The sequence below is a fragment of the Empedobacter sp. GD03739 genome (genome assembly GCF_029843245.1).
Lineage (GTDB): Bacteria > Bacteroidota > Bacteroidia > Flavobacteriales > Weeksellaceae > Empedobacter > Empedobacter falsenii_B.
Window position 1 is genome coordinate 1 of the sequence record NZ_JAOCHX010000018.1, and the last position, 19941, is coordinate 19941.

The following is a 19941-nucleotide window of genomic DNA, read 5'->3' on the forward strand; positions in this document are numbered from 1 at the left end:
TATATCATTATAATTGGTTATTGTTCTTTAACAAAAGTTGTTCCTTTTAAGATATGTTTTTGATATTTCTAAATATTTTCTTAACAAATTATTTTTGAATAAAATACTTTGTTATAAACATTTCTGATTAACAGTGTGTTTTTTAAACATTTAAAATCAATTTTGGCACAACATATTTAACATTCTATTAACTCATTGATTCTAATAAAAATCATTTAAGTTTTAATGCTTTATCTGATAAACTCGCCTATTTTTGTAAATCAATTATAAGTAATGAGTAAATTAGAAAAATATCTATTTTCTACCAGAACCATGACGGTCTTGCTATTCATCTACGCAATCGCCATGGGTTATGCCACTTTCATTGAAAATGACTACGATACGGCTACTGCAAAAGCTGTTATTTACGAGGCAAAGTGGTTTGAGGTATTAATGATTTGGTTGATCGTTTTGTTCTTAATGAATATCAAACGATACCGATTATGGTCAAAGGAAAAATTGCCTTTATTGGTTTTCCACTTAGCATTTTTGTTTATTTTTATTGGAGGAGGAATTACTCGTTACATCAGTTTCGAGGGTGAAATGCCTATTCCAGAAGGAGGAACAAGTAACGAAATTACATCGTACAAATCTTATTTCAAGATGATGGTTGATGATGGTACACAACGTTTGGCGTACGACAATCATCAATACAACATGACGTATTTTGACAGAAAAGATAGTACAAGTTCTCTGTTCCGTAGACACTTTGAAGGTGAATATCAGTTCAAAGATAAAGTCATTAAATTAAAAACTTTTGATTACGTACCTCACGCTTTAGATACAGTTGTAAGAAAAAAAGAAGGAATTAATGTTTTAGAAATTGTGACAGTTGGACAAACTGGACGTAATTCTGTTTTCATCAGAAATGGTGAAATCAAAAGTGTTAATGGAACTTTAGTTTCGTACAATAGACCGCAAGATGGTGCTGTACAAATTACTGGAGAAGGAGAAAATTTGGTTATCAAATCGCCTTTCGAAGGAGAATATGTGCAAATGGCTGGACAACAAGTTGGACAAATTACAGACATGCAGAAATTGCAAGAAGGTGCTGGAAAAGTTGAATTTAATGTTCCAGCTCCATTAAAATTACGTTCGTTATATACAATCAACGGAGCGCAATTTGTAGTTCCAAATCCGGCTTTCAAAGGTGAAGTTTTATATAGACAAGGTTCTAAATTTAAAGCAGAAGAAAAAAATCTACCTGGTGCAATTAGAGCCGAAGTTATTGTTGGTGATAAACGTGATACAGTGACGATTGTTGGTGGAAAAGGTGTCACAAATTATTCTGCTGATGTACAAATTGACGGAATGAATATTTCGTTAGGTTACGGTTCTAAGTTAGTGAAAGTTCCATTTAGTATTCGTTTAGATGACTTTATTTTAGATCGTTATCCTGGTTCTACAAATCCTTCTTCTTTCGAATCTAACATTACAGTTATCGACGAGGGAAAAGAAACAAAACATCACATTTATATGAACAATGTAATGGATTATAAAGGTTACCGTTTCTTCCAATCGAGTTATTTCCCAACAGAAGACGGAACTATTTTACAAGTTAACCAAGACTGGTGGGGAACTAACATTACCTATTTAGGATACTTCTTATTATTTGGGGGAATGTTTGTTTCATTATTCTGGAAAGGAACTCGTTTTACACAATTAAACTCTTTATTAAAAAGTTTACATACCAAAAAAGTAAATATTTTACTTCCATTATTTTTACTTTCTGGATTAGCATTTGCTCAAAATCCAAGTACTACTGATGGAGGAAAAAATGGACATCAAAAAATTCAGACTGATTCGGAAAAAGGGAACGTTCATTCATCAGAGCACATTGGTAGTTTTTCTACAAAAATGGCTGATGGAGATGAATTAGCGAAGAATGTAAAAATTCCTGACGAACACGCTGATAAATTTGGTCATTTACTTACACAAGATATCGAAGGACGTATAAAACCTCTTAATACACAAGCTTTAGAAATCCTTAGAAAAGTTTATAAAAAAGATAAATTCCACGGATTATCTGCCAATAAATGGTTTATTTCTTTGCAATTAGACCCTGCTTATTGGGTAAATGCTCCGATGATTGAAGTTGGTGATAAAGGTGGTGATCGTTTAAAGAAAATTACAAGCGCAAATGAAGATGGTTACACATCTTTAATGAATTTGATTGATCCAAAAACAACTCGTTTCAAATTAGACAAAGCCTATAACGAAGCATTCTCAAGAAAACCTTCAGAGCGTTCTAAATTTGATGAGGAAGTAATTAAAGTTACAGAGCGTTTCAATATTTTAGATCAAACTGCAAAAGGTTATCAATTAAAAATAATTCCAGTTCAGAATGATCCTTCAGAGCGTTGGACTTCTTGGATTTATCAAACACAAGAAAATCCTGTAGAAATCGATACAATGGCACTTGGAATGATTAGTGTTTATTTTAACATGGTTTCGAAAGGATTAGAAAATGGTAATTGGACGCCTGCAGATAATGCGGTAGATTATATCGATAAATACCAACAAAAATGGGGTAAAAATGTTGTGCCTTCTCCAACAAAAGTTGAGATTGAGGTTTTATACAACAAATACAACGTTTTCTTTTGGGTGATGATTGCTTATTGTATGGTTGGTGGAGTTTTAATGATTTTATCATTCATTCAGTTATTTTCAGAAAGCAAAGCACTGCATCGAATTATCAATGTTTGTTTGGGATTAATATTTATTGTCTTTATCATACAAGCCGCAGGACTTGGTGTTCGTTGGTATTTAACGGGACACGCACCTTGGTCTAATGGTTACGAAGCCATTGTATTTATTTCATGGATTAGTGTTTTAGCTGGATTGTTATTATACAAAAACCGAAACGCATTTATTCCAACAACAGGAGCTATGGTTGCTGTAATTATGATGGGATTTGCACACGGAGGTTCTATGTTAGATCCACAAATTACACCACTTGTTCCTGTACTAAAATCATATTGGTTAATTGTACACGTTGCGATTATCGTTTCATCTTATGGTTTCTTTGGATTAAGTGCTATTTTAGGAGTTTTCTCATTAATTATCATGATGATTAAACCAAATAAAAAGATTGAAATTTCGCTAAAAGAAATGACTTACGTTTCTGAAATGTCATTAACAATTGGTATTTTCTTACTTACCGTTGGTACATTCTTAGGAGGTATGTGGGCAAACGAATCTTGGGGACGTTACTGGTCTTGGGATCCAAAAGAAACTTGGGCTTTCGTTTCTGTAATTGTTTATGCAGTTGTTTTACATATGCGTTTAGTTCCAGGATTGAGAGGGAAATTTGCCTTCAATGTTGCAGCAATGTGGGCTGTTTGGACAGTAATTATGACGTATTTTGGCGTTAACTATTACTTATCTGGATTACACTCATACGCAGCCGGAGATCCAATTCCAATTCCATTCTGGGTTCCTGCAACAGCAGTCGCAATGTTAGTTTTATCTATTGCAGCTTGGTATTTCCAAAACAAAGTTTACCACGTAAAATCAAAAAATTAATTTCTTTAAATATTATAAAATAAAAAAGCTCATCCAAAGATGAGCTTTTTTATTTTAACCTACTTTATATAATCGCGAAATTCAAATATCCGAAATATTCATTTCAAAAGTCCAAAAATAAACAAATATAAAAGCCGTTTAAGACTGTTTTAAACGGCTTTTAAACTACATATTAACTTCAATTTCCTTTTTTAAATCCTCAATTGATTTAATTAAATCTTCTAAATCTCTATAATCAACAGTCATCCATGCTGATTTAAAATTTTTATCTTGAACCTTTTCATCAACTTTAATTTTAATAAAAAGTGAATTATAAGCCTCATTAATTCTTAATTCTAGTTTATTAGACGAGTTAATATCATCAAACACATTCTTTTTACTCATGATTGCAATTTTTATCTAAAATAACATCTATTATAAGACTATCAATACTTTATTTATCAACAAGTTATTATTTATTACAAACTGAGCCGATTAATAAATTTAATCGGCTCAGTTACTATGACTTTTTATGAATAAACTTCCTGCTAATCCAAGTTAAGAAAATAATCAAACAGAGGACGCCAAAACCAGTCAAATAAGCTCCGAACTGAAAACCTGTAGTATCATTTTCTTTGTCTGATTTAAAACTATCAACCAATTGTTGACCACGTTCTTGTTTATTTTGCTTGAGACGAGCATCTATAATTGAATCAAAAACAATTGCAACATCATTTCGAGTTAATGACTTTGTCTTTTCAGATTGCTCATTGTAATTAGCCTTTCCTTTACCTGATACATTTAACTCTGTGCCTTTATCAGTTCGATTTAGAACAACTTTCAAATCATTACCTTGTTCTCCATCATATTGAACATTCAAAGCTTTCAAAATGCTTTCAAACTCGTTGAAAGTTTGATTTGATTCTATTTTTGAAACTTTTGATTTCAACTGGAAAACAGAATCATTTTGCAAGACGTTTTCTGTCCTGATTTCCGTTTTATCAACTTCTTTTGTCTTACGCTTGGTTGCGCAAGATGCTAACGACATCAATGTCGCTACCATCATTATAATTAGTGTTTTCATACTCGTAAATCTTCGAATTGTTTTAAAATCTTAGCATACGATTTCGCTAAATCTGGCAAAGCTTTTTTGTACGCTTTAATATCGTTGGCATTACTAATGAAACCAACTTCAACTAACGCAGCAATTCCTGCACCTCGATGCAAAATACCAATACGATCATGCTGTGAATCACTTTCTTTTTTTACACCTCGATTTGGAAGTCCTGTTGCTAATAATGTAGTTTTCAGAATTTCTGATGCAAAAAGTCTTGAATCTCCATTAGCATCATTTGCTACTAATACTTCGACACCGCTTGCATTAGATGTTGCAGAATTGAAGTGAATATCTAAAATAACCGATCCGCTTCCTGGTTTAATTCTACCTTGGTATTGCGAATTCGTTTCGCTGTCTTTATCCAAGATGTATTTTACACCTAATTTGTCAAGTTCTTTGACAATAGCGTTTCGGAATTCTTTTGTCAAATCGGCTTCTCTATAACCATTGCCAACCGCGCCACTATCGGCGTTGTGATGACCTGCTGATAAGTATATCATACCTTAATTTTTAAATGAGTTTATCCTGCACGTGTAATTTTTATACGTGCTTTAAATTGTTTTTAAATACTGTTTAAATGTTTATTTTTCGGTGAAGTTGAACGACTTTTTACCGAAAATTCGGACGGCTAAATAATAGCAACTGCAAAGGAATAAATACCAATAACGACTAATAGGCTTTCTATTTTCAAAATAGACATTTACCCAATCTTTCATGTTGTATTTTAATTTTACATCTGCAATATGACGGTCTATTTCTTGACCTCCAATACTATAACTTGTATCATGGATGTTACACTGAACTTTAAAGAATTTATGATGCGGTGGTTTAAACCATTTCCAAAAGCCATTACACGCACCGCAACCGTTTACGCTGTCAAATCCCATTTTCCATCACTATCGTTTTCCAAAATATACACCTTTAAAACGTCATACGATATTGCGTTAAGACTATCAAAAACTCCCATGATATAATCAAATGCAGGTAATAAGATAAAATTACCTTCATCATCTAACACAGGTTCGAAATTCTCATCTCGTTGTTGGATTAATTCGTTGTTATTGATATACCAATCATAAGATGTTTGGTTTTTAAACAAATGAGAAACATCTACACCATCACGTGTATACGAAATGAAATAATTGACATAAAATTGCTCATAATTTCCACCATCAATATGCGCTTGCATCACGTTGACTGTTCTCTCTATATCTTCAAATCCTACTTCCTTCAAATTTGAGATTTGCTGTTTTAAAAGTATTCTTCCTTTTGCCATTTGTTCCATTGGTAGTAGGTTTTATTTTATTTTTATATCACTTCTTTTATATCTACGTTCACAGTTAATTTTGTATCAGTATTACTGAGAATTGTGGATTTTATTATACTTAAAAATTGAGGTTCACTAATGTTAGAATTATAAACTGCTATGAGATTATCTTTAGAGATTACATAAACATAATTATTTTTTACAATAATCCTAATAGTTGCACTAACAGGTCCTACATCTCTTGACGTAGAAGTAATATAATATGAAATTTCTGCCTTTGAATTATGTGTAATAATTTTTAAATAACTTGCAGTACCATCTCTTGAAGTAACTACATTTATCCCTATTTTATTATTAGCTACATTATTAAGATAACCTGACCAAGTACCAAAACCTATTTGATATATAGTACTTGAATTACCATGACCATCGTATACATAAGAATTAGCACTAATAGTTAAATCTATTATATAATTTTTATTAGGTTCTATTAAAGCTTCTTGTATTGCCATAGACCATTTATCTGCACTACCTGTCTTATTAATATCTACTGTATGGTTATTTGCACTTACATATTGTAATAAATTTACACCTGAAGGTTTAGTATTAGCCAACCAATGTTTATCTTCAAAATTTACAGCTGTGATACTATTACAAATATTAAAAGAAGCTTCACTATAAGTAATAGTTAAAGCAGTAATAAGTTTAATTTTATATTCTCCAATCCTACTACTAACTTCTTGAGGTATTTTTATCATCAAACTACTTCCATTAGGTGAACTTTCAAATAAACTGACAGGAAACTCTTCTAAAGTATCTAAATCAATTATGTATATCTCACTTTCTAAAAAATTTATATATAAGTTAGAGCCAAGTACAGTTAAGTATTTATCTTCTAAATTCTGAGATTTAAGCATAAAAGGATTAGTAAAAATTTTCATAACAGGTAATCCTGATGAAAATTGGCTGTACATAGATTTTATGTAGTCTACTCTTTCTGTAGGTGTTAATAACGTAGGCAAACTCTTTAATACATTTTTTATAGGCGATACTCCCATATTTCCAGCACTATCCATAATAGGCATACGATTAAAAGTAGCATCAGCACTCTTATCAGGAAGTGCAGACATTCTTTGTTGTGCATTAGTCCAATGAGTAGGTTTTGTTTGCATAGCATCTACGTATGAACGCTGTGCATACACAAATTTGTTTGCAGGCTCTATGCTTGAATAATCTTTACTTGCAACAACCCCATAACCACTTTTAATATCGACTACTTCATCATTAATCATTTGATAAGTTACGTTACCTGTAAAGTATGCGTATCCATCATCATTAAAAGTTACTGACGAACTACCATTTTCAGATTCAATACTAAACTGATCCGAAACTTTATTAATTGTTGATTTACGTAATGCCCCTAAAGCAACATTCTTATCCTCATCAGCTTCTATTCCATCAATAGTGTCAACTTTACCAAAATCAGTCGCATTTCTTTTTGCAGACTTGCCCTCATCGTTAATCACAACGACATAAGGATGACTATTTTCAGTAGCATTTTCCGTTGGAATTTCCACATAATCCAAATCATCGACACCTAATTTTTGTTGCCAACTTAAAACATTATCATCAGTCAATGAACTTGCATCATTCGTCGCATATTGTGTATGAGTATGCTCAATTTCTGCCTTACCATCAATCAAAGTTCCAAGCCCCGAAATAGCACTAATTGGCAATGATTCCGATTTGTGCCAGTAAGAATCGAATTGAGCCCAAAATTGCGTTTGAGTAGGTTTTAAGCCTGTTTTAAACCAATTTTTTATCGTTGTTTTGTCTGTGTAATTTAATACTGTATTATTATCTAACGCCATAGTTATTGTTTTGGTTTAATGAAGATGACGATGCGGTAAGGATTCATTACATCCAACTCAACACCATTACCAAGATTATCAGTTGTTGCATTTCTGTAGAATAATCTGTTATTATCATTATCAGATTTATTCGAACCAAACTTATTTTCACCAACGTAAATAGTTCCATCTAATCCTCCATTTGTTGCATTTTCGATGTAATAAGCATCTTTATAGGCGACACCTTCAGCAGGTAAATTGCTTTTATAAATTGCTTTTGTTTTTGAGCCTCCTAAGAAGTTTTCTAAAACTGATGATAAATTTGCATCGTCAGGATTTTGTCCAATTGGCATTCGACCACGCAAATCTGTAACTTCTTCCCAACCTTCAGGAATTTCGGCAGCAGGACGCAGAAATAAAACCGCTCCAAAACCACTCGAAAACGGACGTGCAAAAACTTCTAATTTATTGACGCGTTCAACTAACTTATTAAAGTCTGTTTTATCGTTTAATTTCTCTTCGATTTTTTTAATCGTTAATCCTCTATGAAATTGTCCCCATGCATAGCCAAAATCTGCACCCGCGCCAAATGTTGCGTAACGTGTGATTAAGACAGGTTTAGAACTTCCATTTTCAAAGACACGATTCTCAGCTGTTTCAACTATGCGTACAACATCTTGCTTTAAACCACCTTTAAATGGTAGCATTTCGCCATTAATGCATACTATTCCATCACTAACATTATTACCGTTTTGAACGCAACCTTTTATAATCGCTAATGGTGCAATTATTTCACCTAACTGTTGCGTTATTTGATTTGCTTTTTGCCCAAAATCAAGAATATTGACATCGAGTGGAAAACCTTCTGTTTGATCATAGTTTACTCTATTCATTGTAAATTATTTTATAGCGTTTTGAAGCCAATCGATAACGATTTACCCATGCTTCTAATTTGTATTTATTTTGTTCGTTATTAATCTCAACAGGCACGATAACAAAAAAGTCGATACCTGTATCAGCGTAATCCGTATTTTGACGAATGAAAATTTTACCTAAATATTTCGGCTTCTTTTCGCCAAGCGTGTAGATGTATTGCCGATCGTACAATTGCCCGTCTGTAATTTTAATCCTTCGCTCAATGTCATCAAATTCGTCGTTTAGTATCTTTCTTAATTTGCATACTTGTGAATTGTGCTGCAACCATGTTTCGTCGGCTGATTTCTTAACTAACCAAGCGTTATGAAGATCCGTTAACTCAGCAGAAAAAAGTGAGATAAAAGCAATCATTCGAGGTTGACGTAAGAATGTCGGCATCAGCTGAACGACTAACTTGTTGAAGTTTATCTTATACCACATAGCGTATATTTTCAAAGGATTCGACTTTAAAATAACCACTCACAGGTATTGCTTTTACTGCGATTCCAATCGGATCACCGTAACTATTCGTATTCTCATCAATCCACGATGTACTTGCACTCATAATTGTTGGAATCCTTACACCTTCAACCTGCTGTAATTTGTCAACCAAATGCGCTAAGACTAATTCACCATTAAAAGGTAATTCTTTCATGTACGCTTTAATTGCGTCCACAACTGGATAATTCGCATTGATTAAATGTTGACCATTAGACGATAAAACCAACGGATCATAATTTATTTGTAAGTTCAAAAACAACTTATCGGCTTCGTAATTAATTACGGTTAGTTTGACACCTGCATCTCGAACTTCCTGCATATACGTTTTAAAACTTGCAACTTGTTGCTCATTTAATCGATTCAATTCGCCATCCGTTTCACCTGCAATTTTCACAATTAGTCTGCTGTCATTTTCAGCCTCCACAACCGCCGAATATTTTACAATCTTTGAACTTTCAATTTGTTCAGCCGAATAACCTGCATTATTAAATTCATCACTATCCGTTTTCAAATCAAATCCTAATTGAAACGCCAACGCCTTTGATCTGTACCATCTCGCTGTATGTGCTTTTTCTTCGGTCAATTTCTGCGTAACGTCAGAATAGTGTTTGTCTAATATCACTTCGAAAGCATAGATAGCGATTGACATGATGTCAAACAAAACACTTTCAAAACTCACTTTCGAAAATTGATCTTCAAATGATTTTGATTGATCTAAACCATATATTTTGGCAAAAGTTTCGTTTGCAATGAAACTTTTTGTAATTGCTAATTTTATATCACTGATTACTCTCATTATCTTACTATAAATGTTGATTCTATAGCCATTTTTCCGATTCCTAAATCTTCTGGTATAACTTGATTAATTTCAGAAGTTATTTTAGTTGCGATTAACTCATTCGTCAAACCTTCAACTATGCTATTTTTCAATATTTGAGTTCCTAAAATTTCTTTACCAATTGAGACATCATCAGTAATTGATACATTGTTTATAATTGCCATTTCAAGCAAATTTTCTACGCTACCTGTAAGCTCTAATGTTTTGTCAATGAAACTCTGTCCTTGCTGTACTTTACTCGTATTCTGCATTTATAGAAAATTTTTGTAGATTATAGAAATCCAATGCTTTCACGTTCAGTCCATCCATCGCAAAATGTTCACGGATACGATGACGATATTCTAATAAATTTTCATCTAACAAAGCATCGCCTATACCAACGCCAAGCAATGGATTTAACTTAAATTCACCTTTACGAGCAATTAATATTGAAGCTTCGTTTTGCGGTTGAGTTGCGCCGATAACTAATCCACTAACAATCTGACCACTGACGTCTCGAACAACTTCAATTTTCAAATCGAACAAATCGCCTTGATCTTCATTATCGATGTACTGAATGCCTGTTGCTTTGCTTTTCATATTATTTTAAATTTCCTTCAAAAGTTCCTGTAACCACGCCACCTGTTGCAGAGGTTAAACCAGTTATATAAATTATTTCAGCCTCTTTCACATACACATCAACTGCATTAGCTAAACGCTCTGCAAACTCTTCGATAGATGTTTCTTCTCGCGTCATCATATCTTGCATAATAGCGATGATATTATTTTTTAGATCGGCTTTATTTAATGCCATTTTAAGAAGGTTTTAAAAGTTGTTTAAAATCTTTTTCAAATAGTTCTACTCGAGCAATTGTATCGGGTAAAGGTGTTCCAGAAGGCCCCACAGCCGTGTAAACTTTTAATTGTTTTACTATCGTTGCTAAGTCTGTCATCAATTGATATAAATTGACTTCATTATTTTTCACGATTAGTTTTCCGTCTTTTCCGTCCAATTTTACAGTTAGTCCGTTATGATGATACTCAAACTCTTCAACTTCGTTGATTTTCACCACCTGCAAAGAGTTCAAAGTACCATCAACACTCAACAATGTAACAGGACTACCAACTTTAGGGCGTTGCACCATAAAGTTGTCATTATTTTCTACCTGCGTTTTTAGCAGGATATTGTCTATTTCTAATTCACCTATTTTTGCAGAAATGGTAAAATTTTCTACTTTCGTAACAACCGCCTGTATAGGCAGATTAGGCACCGCACCAACTATTTCACGAATCAATCGTTTTACTTCTACGAAATCCATTAGCTTAATTTTATACCGGGTGTAATTGTTCGAATTCCGCCAGCTTGCGAAAAATTAATCTTTGTCGATTTTATGTAATAAAACCCATGTTTATACGGGTAATCTTTATCACGTATTTCTGCTGTGTAAGTTGGTTCGCAATATGGAATTAACCACGCTGTTAAATCGCCTTCGTACGCATCTTGCATGCGATTGCTATATTCATTTTCAGCAATAATCTGAACACCTTCTTGATTAATTGAAGAAACTTTTTTAGTTATTTTTTCGCCGCCTGTTGTTCCAGTCGTGTAACTAATTACCTTACCATTTGCATCAACAGATTCTACTGTTACCTCAACTTTACGATCTTCGGAGGTTTTGTACTCCAAAGATGATTTTTCGACATTTTGATGCAAATCATAAATCACATCACCACCTTTCTCAACAAATGGAGGATGAATGTGTAAGGTTTTATTTTCGGTATCGAAATAAATATTAGCAGCTGTTTCTTCCTGCAATTTCTTCAACACTTCATAAGCTGTTGCTTGACGAATTACATACTTGTCAAACGCAATATCATAATCACAACTTAATTTATAATCGACACCTAATTGAGCGATTAAATATTCGGCAATTAATGACACTTTTGTTTTATTAAGCTGTACATCTTTTACACCTTTACGAAATAAAAAAAGAGCATCTTCGCATTCAAATCGCAAACTCGAATCATTGGTATTAATTTGGCGTACATAGCCTGTAAATTCTTTTACAAGATTTCCGTTGTACCCCAAATAAATATGCACCTCCGAACCTCGCTTTATTTTTTGTTGCAAATCAAAAACAGTGTTCAAATAAGCCTCTGGTAAAATAATAGTCGCCGTATCTGCAAGGTTTTCGACAGATTTTACGATTTCACACTCAGCCAAAATGCCTAATTGAAATTGCTTTTCATCTGTAAAAAACCGAATGTCCCAATCTAACTGATACATTACTTTTCAATTAAAAGATTAAATTCAAAATCGCTAACAGCTTTGATCTCGTACGCTTGTACATTTTCACCTTTCGTAAAAGGAAAATTCATTTTCTCAATCACAATTCTATTGATATTCAAAATCTGCAACGGCTCACAATTGACCTGTAAAGCTTCACCACTTAACAGATAATCACGTAAACGTTCCATATCTTTTCGTGGATAAGTTTCTTCAACTTTTCCACGCTCCTTCATACCAAACAAAGTACCCGTAATAGTGATGTCGTAATCATCAGCAGACCAACGTTCTTTTACCGAACCAATATTCAAACTCCCATTTTTAGCGACATAACGCTTAGCAATAATATTTTTCGCCTCTATATTGATCATCGGTTCCCAAGGCAATAAATACCAATTGCTTTCTGACGCTTTTTTAAATGAAAAAGGAAAAAACTGATTTTCTTGACTAATAGGTTTTGGACCATTCCAACTTTCTAAATCTTCAAATCGTTCGGCATCGCGTACAACTACTTCATTTCTGATAGGCAAAAAAGGGATTGGAACACCTACATGTGTTTCTAAATAATTTTCAACTTTTTCAAAGCGTGGTACTTGCTCGACTACTTTAGAACCTAGCAAACTCGCAATTAACATATTTTCGTTTGTAAATCTCATAATTAAGAACCTGCTGTAGTTGCCATTGCCAAAACACGCAATAAAGCATCAGTTGTTTTATTTTGTAATTGATTAGATGAATCGTCAGAATTCTCGCTATTAATTGTTAATCCTTTGATTAAGGCATCAAGATTGACAGTAATATAGTTAGACTTAGAACCGCCTGTTGTAGTTGCTTGATTCGTTTTAGCAGCATCTTTTTTACCAGAATTCCCACCGAGTGCAGTCTCAACTTGACCAGTTCCTAATCCAGTTTTAGGAGGTGCAATACCTCCACCTATTGCAGAACCGCCCATACCTAATTTATCTTTCATTCCTGTAATCACATCACCTAATGAACGATCAGAATTCCACGACAGAGAGTTGATTCCTTTTTTAAAAGCCTCGCCAGCTCCCTTGTATGATGCATTATTCAAATCATATTGAGCCCTTTCAATTGTTTTCTTTCGATCGGATATTTCTTTATCCAAAGATGAAAGCATGGCATTATTTTCAGACGAATCTCCTAAGCCAACAGCATTCTTGAACTGATACCAACCTTGTTGAATCTTGTTAATCCCGATCATAAATCCATTGACTAAAATCTCAAACGATGATTTGGCTTGCGTAGAAAAAGCATCCCAAATAATAGTTGCACCTTGTACAGTGTACTCCCAAGCTTTACCCCAGCCATCAACTTTATAAATTAAATAGCCTAACACAGCAATCAATGCAATTACGCCCGCGATAATTAAACCAACTGGATTCGCATACATGGCAGCATTAAGACTCCACCAAGTTGTAACTTGCGTCATCAACGCACCAGATGCAATGAAATCCCAACCAGTTTTAATTTTTTGAATTGCAACCGCCGCACCCATTCCGACAACATAAGCGCCAAGAACAGTAACTAATCCCCACATCCACGGATTACCTTCTTTTATTAAAGTAAACATCTTACCAAGACCATTCGAAGCGAACTCGATAAAAATATTAGCGACTTCTAAACCTTTTGTCGCAATAGGTCCCAAAACTTGGTATAAAATCAATAGTTTATCATTAACAATATCTTGAAATTGTGCCCATTTACCCCCTAAAGTTTGTCCTTGTTTTATAGCCATATTATGATACTGTCCTCCTGCGGATGTTGCAGAAATAAAAGCATTTTCAACCATTTTAGAAGAAATTGCACCTTTTTCCATTTCTTCTTTTAAATTACCTATAGATTTTCCAGTCTTTCTTGAGATTTCAGATAAAGGGTTAAAACCTGCATTAATCATCTGTAAAAAGTCATTTCCAGTAAGTTTACCTGCTGAACTCATTTGTCCAAATGCAAGTGTTAAGGATTGCATTTTATTAGCATCGCCCATTGCAACATCACCAATAGCTTTTATAGTAGGCATTATTTTTTCAGCTTGAACTTGAAACCCTAATAAGGTTTTAGCATTTTCACCTAAACCCATTTTGTCATAAGGTGTGTCCATTCCATATTTAGTGATGTCAGCTACCATTTTTTGCGAAGCTTCCTTTGAACCAAGTAAAACTTCAAATGAAGTATTTTGCAAATCCTGTTGAATTCCTAAACTCAATGCTTTTGCACCAACAATACCCGCTTGAAATAATGGATTTGTCAACACATTACCAAATGGCATTGACTGCAAGGCATCGGTCAATCCACCAACCAATCCACGACCACCTGTATTTTCAACACGTGAAATTTGACGCTCCAACAATTGCATTTCACGATTATAACGCTGAATAGTTTGAACGTCAGACGTGCGGATAAACTCACGTTGACCGCGTAATTGCTCTAATTTTTGACGTAATGTATTAGCACTTGCACCAGCCTCACGCATAGCGCGAGAACCATTCAACGTATCACGTTGTAATTGGTTCAGCGTATTATTTGTCGTTCGTGTCGAACCGTTCAGACGGTTCAACACACTCGACATTTGATCACGTAATTGGATAGTATATTGCAGTAAATTACTCATTAGGTCTTATTTGCTTTCGCCTCTTCTTGGCGAATCCATTCTAATTCTTTCACTTTACGAGCCCATTCGTTAAGTTCGAGCTCATAAGGATTGATATGTAAATAATATTGGAGGGAAATGTTAATCTTTCGAAATTCTTCAACCCATTCAAAGAGTAAGCGCATATACTTTTGCTCACTTACTTTTTTTGATCGAACAGGAACGCTGGCGATTTCGTCAGGCGCAAGCTCACGCCAACCAAATTCGGCTTGCGCTAAAGCTTTTCCACGGTAGACGTTGCGATTTCTGTAATCTCAGCCATTCGAGATGACATCGCAATTAAATCGTATTCATTATCATCACATTTATCACCATCAATAAAACATGTTTTGAAAAGTGAAATGTTATACGTCATCATTTGCCCTTGCGCCAATAAGCTTTGAGTAGCTTCTAACTCGCGTAAGGTTGGACGACGAACAATTGCAGATTTACCGTTATCTAATTTGATTAAGTGTAAGTTCTCACCGTGTTGTAGTTTCAGTTCGGTGATTTTTTCTTTTTTGAATGACATAATTGTTGAGTATTAAATTTGCACGATGACAAGGATTCGAACCTCGAACTACGGTTTTGGAGACCATTATTTTACCAATTAAACTATCAAAGTATTTGTTTTTTTTTAAAGTGCAGACATAAAGCTTACGAATATGCGGACACTGAGAAAAAAAAGGCTTTTACATTGCTTTTAAACAGCAGTTAAAAGCCTTTTTGAATTATAAATATTAAAAAATGAAGATTCTATTTTAAATCTAAGAACAAGATCGGCAATTTGATTTCTTTGAATTTATCGCCTTGCACCCAGTCTTTTTCAGCTTCCGTAAACTGAATACCGAAAAGCTTATCAGTTTGTATAGCGTTTCCATCTCCAGGATTTCCATAACAAACAACTGCGTCCAATGACAATCCCATCAAAGTTCCGCCACCTGCCTGTCGCAATGCTTCATATTCAGATTGCAATAGAGCAATCTCACCTTCATAAGCATCATTCCCACTTTGTATAGCGATCGGCTTTCTACCTTTCGCATACAACGGCTCTTTCTCACGTGATTCCTTGTACTTTATAGCTCTAATTTTTGTTAGATCTCGACCTCCTAACATGACAGTAATGTCTGCCCATTCGTATTCTCTACTATTGAACATGATTTCTAATTTTGAATTTCGTAACCAACTAACACATCAATCCATCTGTTATATCCCCACGGACGAATACGCACAACTTCATTTAACTTTGATGTCTTTACAATGTTTTGATTGGCATCAACAAAACATTTCACACCATAGTCACCATCAACATTCTGCAAATCATCGCCAATAGTCGCTATGATTTTACTTTCTACAGCTTGTTCAATAGATTTGGCATACGCCGCGTTAATTGTACCATCTGCATTTACAGGAACTTCATCTAACAAGTAATCTAAATTCGCCTGATAAGCCAATCTATACGCTTCGTTAATTGTACGTCTGCGAGATAAGTAGTGATAATCATTATCTTCCGCACACGCCAACGGATCGTCAATAAAGTAATAACCTGCACGACCTTGATGCGTTACAAATGTGATATAACCTTTATCGTACAATGCCTCTGTATCGTAATTTTCAACAGGCGTATCGTTGATAAATAATTCAGTTGCAGACAAAGCACCATTACGCACTTTACCAATGTTTTCACGAACAAATGACTGTGCAATGCGTCCGCCTATTACACCAATAGCAGATCCTTTACTTGCTGTAGATCCTGTGCGAGTTTCTGTATCACCGATTAAAATTCCGACAGAATCATATTCGTACGTCGTTAAGTCAGTTAATTCAACTTTACTACCTGCAAAATTGTAACCTTCTAAAATTGTGAAGAATGGCGCGTATTTTTTAGCAGAATAATTTTCAAACAACAATTGCGCTGCATTTGCCGCTTCCAAAACATCGGCATCCATTCCGCCTGTTACAGTTGATACAACAGTCTCATCAGGATCAAATGAAGTAATTAAACCACGAATGTTGCCATTTGCTGCGTTCAACAAATTTTCGGCTGGTGAAAAATCTTCTGCACCAGCTTTGAAGAAATCAGAAAGCTTCTTTGTTTTCTCAACACCCATTAGGTAGAGCTCCGTTCCTTCGCCTGCCTCTGCATAGAACTCCGCAATCGTTTTGTATAAACGATGATTCGCAATAGAATCAACAATTCCTAATTTACGTGCATCGTTCACCGATTTGATTGAGTAGGCTTTGTTTAATTCAAAGCTATCTACGGCAACCGCACTGGCTAATAAACCAAGCAAACCAACAGCCAATGGCGACACCGCGCCAATTGTACCATTGTCAAATTTTACATTAATTTTCGGCCTCATCGTCAGAATCATTTTTAGTTTCAGCACCTTGATTCAACTCATCATTTGATGCGTTCAATTCAGCTAACTTCTTGCCGTAAGCTTCTTTCACAGATTTACGCTCATCATCTGCAAATGCTTCCAATGCTGTAACTGCTGTAGCTTCTTTGATCAGAGCGATAGAATCTTTTGCGTTAATCGCATATTCTTTCACTTCTTTCACTTCCTTGTCTTCGATTGCTTCAAATGGACGTTCAACCTTTTCAACTGTTTTATTCTCCAAAGACTTCGCATGATTTCGTGCGTCAGATTCTTGGAAAAATGATTGCCCATCTGCAGTCTTGAAATAGACTTGTAACGTTGGATAATTCTTGAATATATTATTTGACATTGTTTAATTTTTTGAAATTACTTTACCACTTAATTGCTTGTACTTTTTCAACTCTGTGACCAAATCACGGTTTTCATTAGCTAAATCCTCAAATCGTTTTTCCAAACTTTTTAATTCTGATTTAACTGATTTCAACTCATTCTTAGCCTCTGTTAATTCGTCTATAGCAAGGCGATGTTTTTCGGTAGCATGAACCAGTTCATCAGTTGCAGTTTTCAATCTCTTACCTAAATCGTCTACCATTTCACGATAATACTTAACAGATTTCTCAACTACATCCAATTCAGAAGCTTGCGTTTCAGCAAGGTTTTTACGCCTTGCTGCATACCAAGCTCCAACACCTGTCACGAGAGAAAAAATACTTGTTAACAGTACTTCGTTCATGGTGTTATGAATAGATTAAATAATTGCTCCGATGAATTTCTTTTGCACAGGACATGCAATGAAATAATGACGGTACGCCAATACGTTTGTTTGATTTTCTGGATCAATGTCAGACTTTCTGAAATACTGCTTTGTAAAACCAGTTTTCATCACTGTATTTGACAATGAAAATGCGACAGACGCCTGTACATCTGTTTCGTCATTCACAGTTCCAAAAGCCTTTTTAACTCCTGCATCTGTAAAATATGGATTACCAATGTATGTATACACTTTAAACCCTGCAATTACTGGCGCTGTATCACCTGTATTAATATTAGACAATAGATTACCGTAACGCTCACGATCCAATAACAAAGCATTATGATCATTTGAAGATAAAACCAATACACGACCTTCAGCAGGCACTTGTAATTGATCAAATTTATCCTTCAACGCAACAATAGACTTGTACACATCATTAGCATTGTCTGATTTCTTAACAATTGGCGTATTAGCAGAATCAGCATCAGGTGCTAAAGCATGAATAGCTTTTTGATACTTTTTTTCAGTGATATTACGCACATGACCACGTGTAGTTGCATCAATTTTTGAATAAGAAGCACCTTGAATTGCGTCGTCAGAGACCGAAGTTGGTAAAGTTTGATATTTATCCAAAGCAATCGTTACACCTGTATCATCATACTTAACAACTGTTAAAGGGTAAGTCGTATTATTAATTAATACATCTGGATCTACCAATGTAATTGGAATGTGAACTAAATTTTGTTCTCCCGCAGAGCCTTCACCCATTACAGTAACATCCATGTCTAATTCTTCTACACCTGTTAACCAAGGTGCGTTCGTTAAAGTTGTTAATCTTTCACGAACTCTTTTCGACCATATTTCTGGGAAATTTGCTGGCATTTTATTTCGTTTTTATTATTAATTACTCAGTGATTTTTTTGTACTCGTCTGGGAAATTCGTTTTGAATTCCATTTGAGCGCTAAATGATAATTTCAAGAAATCATCAAGCGTTTGAACAGTCGAAGGACCTTCAGGATCAATCGTTGCAGATAAATTTTGTTTCCCTGCTTTTTTACCAAAGATTTCTTGGAATAAATGAGGTTTTAACAAGGCTAATTCTTGATACTCTGCTTTTTTAGTTGCATCGATTTTACCAGCCTTTACAGCCTCATCAACTAATGATGCAGCCAATTGAATTTTTTCAGCCTTTTGAGCCTCATTTAATTTGTCGTACTTTTCTTTTATCGCATCACGATCTTTATTAGCTGAATCTAAATCAGCTTGAAGCTTTAACACTCCCTTTTCGATTTCATCAGCACTTAATTCTTTTGCTGTCGAATATCCTAAAGCCATATATGCAGCCGTAGCCGATAATAAAATTTTCATTGGATTATGATTTTTAAAATGATTTAATAATTCGTTTTCTGCCTCCGTAGTCATATTTCCACTTGAAGCAAATAATTTGATTAAAGCCTTAGCATTGTTAGGTATTGCTACGATTGAAGCCTCGTAAACTTCTCCACGCATTAAGACTAATGTACCAGATGGCTCTACCATAAAATTGTCGCGAGTGATTGGATCTACACCTAATGAACAAGCTCGTACAAATCCATCTTCAACCTGTTGTGCGACTTTTTTACCCATTTCAGATTTCAAGTCAAATTCAGCTTCAGCAGTTAATTGATACCCTTCAATTTGAATATTCTTCCATCGACCAATTACACCAGAAATAGAGTTGAAATGTTCACCCAAAATGACTGGATTAGCCTTGAATCGTTCCAGATCAAGTCCCGCATTTAGAATACGGAAGCCTTTCTGATTAACTTTTGTTTCATCGTTTAATATGAATTTCACTTTTGACTTTCTTTCGATTATT

At 34.5% G+C, this 19941-nt stretch carries 25 protein-coding genes and 1 tRNA gene; 1 reads left to right on the forward strand and 25 read right to left on the reverse strand.

Annotation, left to right across the window (positions count from 1 at the left end; genetic code table 11):
• Nucleotides 1–273 precede the first annotated feature (273 nt).
• Complete coding sequence (gene ccsA, locus N5E64_RS07405) at nt 274–3564, forward strand: cytochrome c biogenesis protein (protein WP_280036739.1); 3291 nt, start codon at nt 274–276, stop codon at nt 3562–3564.
• A gap of 165 nt (nt 3565–3729) precedes the next feature.
• On the opposite strand, the gene N5E64_RS07410 is transcribed toward ccsA, so the two are convergent.
• The 25 genes from N5E64_RS07410 to N5E64_RS07530 all read right to left on the reverse strand — a co-directional run bounded on the left by N5E64_RS07410 (nt 3730) and on the right by N5E64_RS07530 (nt 19919).
• Complete coding sequence (locus tag N5E64_RS07410; RefSeq protein WP_280036740.1) at nt 3730–3948, reverse strand: hypothetical protein; 219 nt, start codon at nt 3946–3948, stop codon at nt 3730–3732.
• A gap of 115 nt (nt 3949–4063) precedes the next feature.
• A complete protein-coding gene (locus N5E64_RS07415) occupies nt 4064–4627 on the reverse strand; it encodes a hypothetical protein (protein ID WP_280036741.1) in 564 nt (187 codons plus the stop codon).
• Nucleotides 4624–5160, reverse strand: coding sequence for an N-acetylmuramoyl-L-alanine amidase (locus tag N5E64_RS07420; RefSeq protein ID WP_280036743.1), 537 nt, complete (start codon nt 5158–5160; stop codon nt 4624–4626). The genes N5E64_RS07415 and N5E64_RS07420 overlap by 4 nt, the downstream gene beginning before the upstream one ends.
• 81 nt (nt 5161–5241) lie before the next feature.
• Nucleotides 5242–5547 (reverse strand): hypothetical protein, encoded by a 306-nt coding sequence (locus N5E64_RS07425; protein ID WP_280036746.1) that lies wholly within the window; start codon nt 5545–5547, stop codon nt 5242–5244.
• Complete coding sequence (locus N5E64_RS07430; protein ID WP_280036749.1) at nt 5529–5945, reverse strand: hypothetical protein; 417 nt, start codon at nt 5943–5945, stop codon at nt 5529–5531. Before N5E64_RS07430 ends, N5E64_RS07425 begins: the two co-directional genes overlap by 19 nt.
• A 23-nt stretch (nt 5946–5968) precedes the next feature.
• Nucleotides 5969–7798, reverse strand: a complete 1830-nt coding sequence (locus N5E64_RS07435) for a hypothetical protein (RefSeq protein ID WP_280036751.1) — start codon at nt 7796–7798, stop codon at nt 5969–5971.
• A 2-nt stretch (nt 7799–7800) separates the two neighbouring features.
• Entirely contained in the window at nt 7801–8670 is an 870-nt protein-coding gene (locus N5E64_RS07440) for a hypothetical protein (protein ID WP_280036753.1), read from the reverse strand.
• Nucleotides 8663–9133 (reverse strand): hypothetical protein, encoded by a 471-nt coding sequence (locus N5E64_RS07445; RefSeq protein ID WP_280036755.1) that lies wholly within the window; start codon nt 9131–9133, stop codon nt 8663–8665. Before N5E64_RS07445 ends, N5E64_RS07440 begins: the two co-directional genes overlap by 8 nt.
• Entirely contained in the window at nt 9123–9989 is an 867-nt protein-coding gene (locus N5E64_RS07450) for a nucleotidyltransferase (RefSeq protein WP_280036757.1), read from the reverse strand. The genes N5E64_RS07445 and N5E64_RS07450 overlap by 11 nt, the downstream gene beginning before the upstream one ends.
• The gene (locus N5E64_RS07455) at nt 9989–10282 is read right to left on the reverse strand and encodes a hypothetical protein (protein ID WP_280036758.1); all 294 of its coding nucleotides are present in this window, start codon (nt 10280–10282) and stop codon (nt 9989–9991) included. Before N5E64_RS07455 ends, N5E64_RS07450 begins: the two co-directional genes overlap by 1 nt.
• A complete protein-coding gene (locus N5E64_RS07460; protein ID WP_280036760.1) occupies nt 10266–10610 on the reverse strand; it encodes a hypothetical protein in 345 nt (114 codons plus the stop codon). The genes N5E64_RS07455 and N5E64_RS07460 overlap by 17 nt, the downstream gene beginning before the upstream one ends.
• Before the next feature lies 1 nt (nt 10611).
• Nucleotides 10612–10824 (reverse strand): hypothetical protein, encoded by a 213-nt coding sequence (locus N5E64_RS07465; RefSeq protein ID WP_280036763.1) that lies wholly within the window; start codon nt 10822–10824, stop codon nt 10612–10614.
• A 1-nt stretch (nt 10825) separates the two neighbouring features.
• Nucleotides 10826–11329 carry a hypothetical protein gene (locus N5E64_RS07470; protein WP_280036764.1) on the reverse strand — a complete coding sequence of 168 codons (504 nt, stop codon included), beginning with the start codon at nt 11327–11329 and terminating at the stop codon, nt 10826–10828.
• On the reverse strand, nt 11329–12297 hold the full coding sequence (locus N5E64_RS07475; protein ID WP_280036765.1) for a hypothetical protein: 969 nt from the start codon (nt 12295–12297) through the stop codon (nt 11329–11331). The genes N5E64_RS07470 and N5E64_RS07475 overlap by 1 nt, the downstream gene beginning before the upstream one ends.
• Nucleotides 12297–12953 (reverse strand): DUF6046 domain-containing protein, encoded by a 657-nt coding sequence (locus tag N5E64_RS07480; RefSeq protein ID WP_280036767.1) that lies wholly within the window; start codon nt 12951–12953, stop codon nt 12297–12299. The genes N5E64_RS07475 and N5E64_RS07480 overlap by 1 nt, the downstream gene beginning before the upstream one ends.
• A gap of 2 nt (nt 12954–12955) precedes the next feature.
• The gene (locus N5E64_RS07485) at nt 12956–14926 is read right to left on the reverse strand and encodes a tape measure protein (protein ID WP_280036769.1); all 1971 of its coding nucleotides are present in this window, start codon (nt 14924–14926) and stop codon (nt 12956–12958) included.
• Complete coding sequence (locus tag N5E64_RS07490) at nt 14926–15090, reverse strand: hypothetical protein (protein WP_280036770.1); 165 nt, start codon at nt 15088–15090, stop codon at nt 14926–14928. The genes N5E64_RS07485 and N5E64_RS07490 overlap by 1 nt, the downstream gene beginning before the upstream one ends.
• A gap of 89 nt (nt 15091–15179) precedes the next feature.
• Nucleotides 15180–15476, reverse strand: a complete 297-nt coding sequence (locus N5E64_RS07495) for a hypothetical protein (RefSeq protein ID WP_280036772.1) — start codon at nt 15474–15476, stop codon at nt 15180–15182.
• 22 nt (nt 15477–15498) lie between these two features.
• Nucleotides 15499–15564, reverse strand: a tRNA-Trp gene (locus N5E64_RS07500).
• 136 nt (nt 15565–15700) lie between these two features.
• The gene (locus tag N5E64_RS07505) at nt 15701–16102 is read right to left on the reverse strand and encodes a hypothetical protein (protein ID WP_280036774.1); all 402 of its coding nucleotides are present in this window, start codon (nt 16100–16102) and stop codon (nt 15701–15703) included.
• 5 nt (nt 16103–16107) lie between these two features.
• Entirely contained in the window at nt 16108–17307 is a 1200-nt protein-coding gene (locus N5E64_RS07510; RefSeq protein WP_280036776.1) for a DUF2586 family protein, read from the reverse strand.
• Nucleotides 17291–17677, reverse strand: a complete 387-nt coding sequence (locus N5E64_RS07515) for a hypothetical protein (RefSeq protein WP_280036778.1) — start codon at nt 17675–17677, stop codon at nt 17291–17293. Before N5E64_RS07515 ends, N5E64_RS07510 begins: the two co-directional genes overlap by 17 nt.
• 3 nt (nt 17678–17680) lie before the next feature.
• Nucleotides 17681–18061, reverse strand: coding sequence for a hypothetical protein (locus N5E64_RS07520; RefSeq protein WP_280036780.1), 381 nt, complete (start codon nt 18059–18061; stop codon nt 17681–17683).
• A 15-nt stretch (nt 18062–18076) separates the two neighbouring features.
• A complete protein-coding gene (locus N5E64_RS07525; RefSeq protein ID WP_280036782.1) occupies nt 18077–18964 on the reverse strand; it encodes a hypothetical protein in 888 nt (295 codons plus the stop codon).
• A gap of 22 nt (nt 18965–18986) precedes the next feature.
• Nucleotides 18987–19919: a hypothetical protein gene (locus N5E64_RS07530; RefSeq protein ID WP_280036785.1), complete on the reverse strand. Its 933-nt coding sequence runs from the start codon at nt 19917–19919 to the stop codon at nt 18987–18989.
• Between the last annotated feature and the right edge of the window lie 22 nt (nt 19920–19941).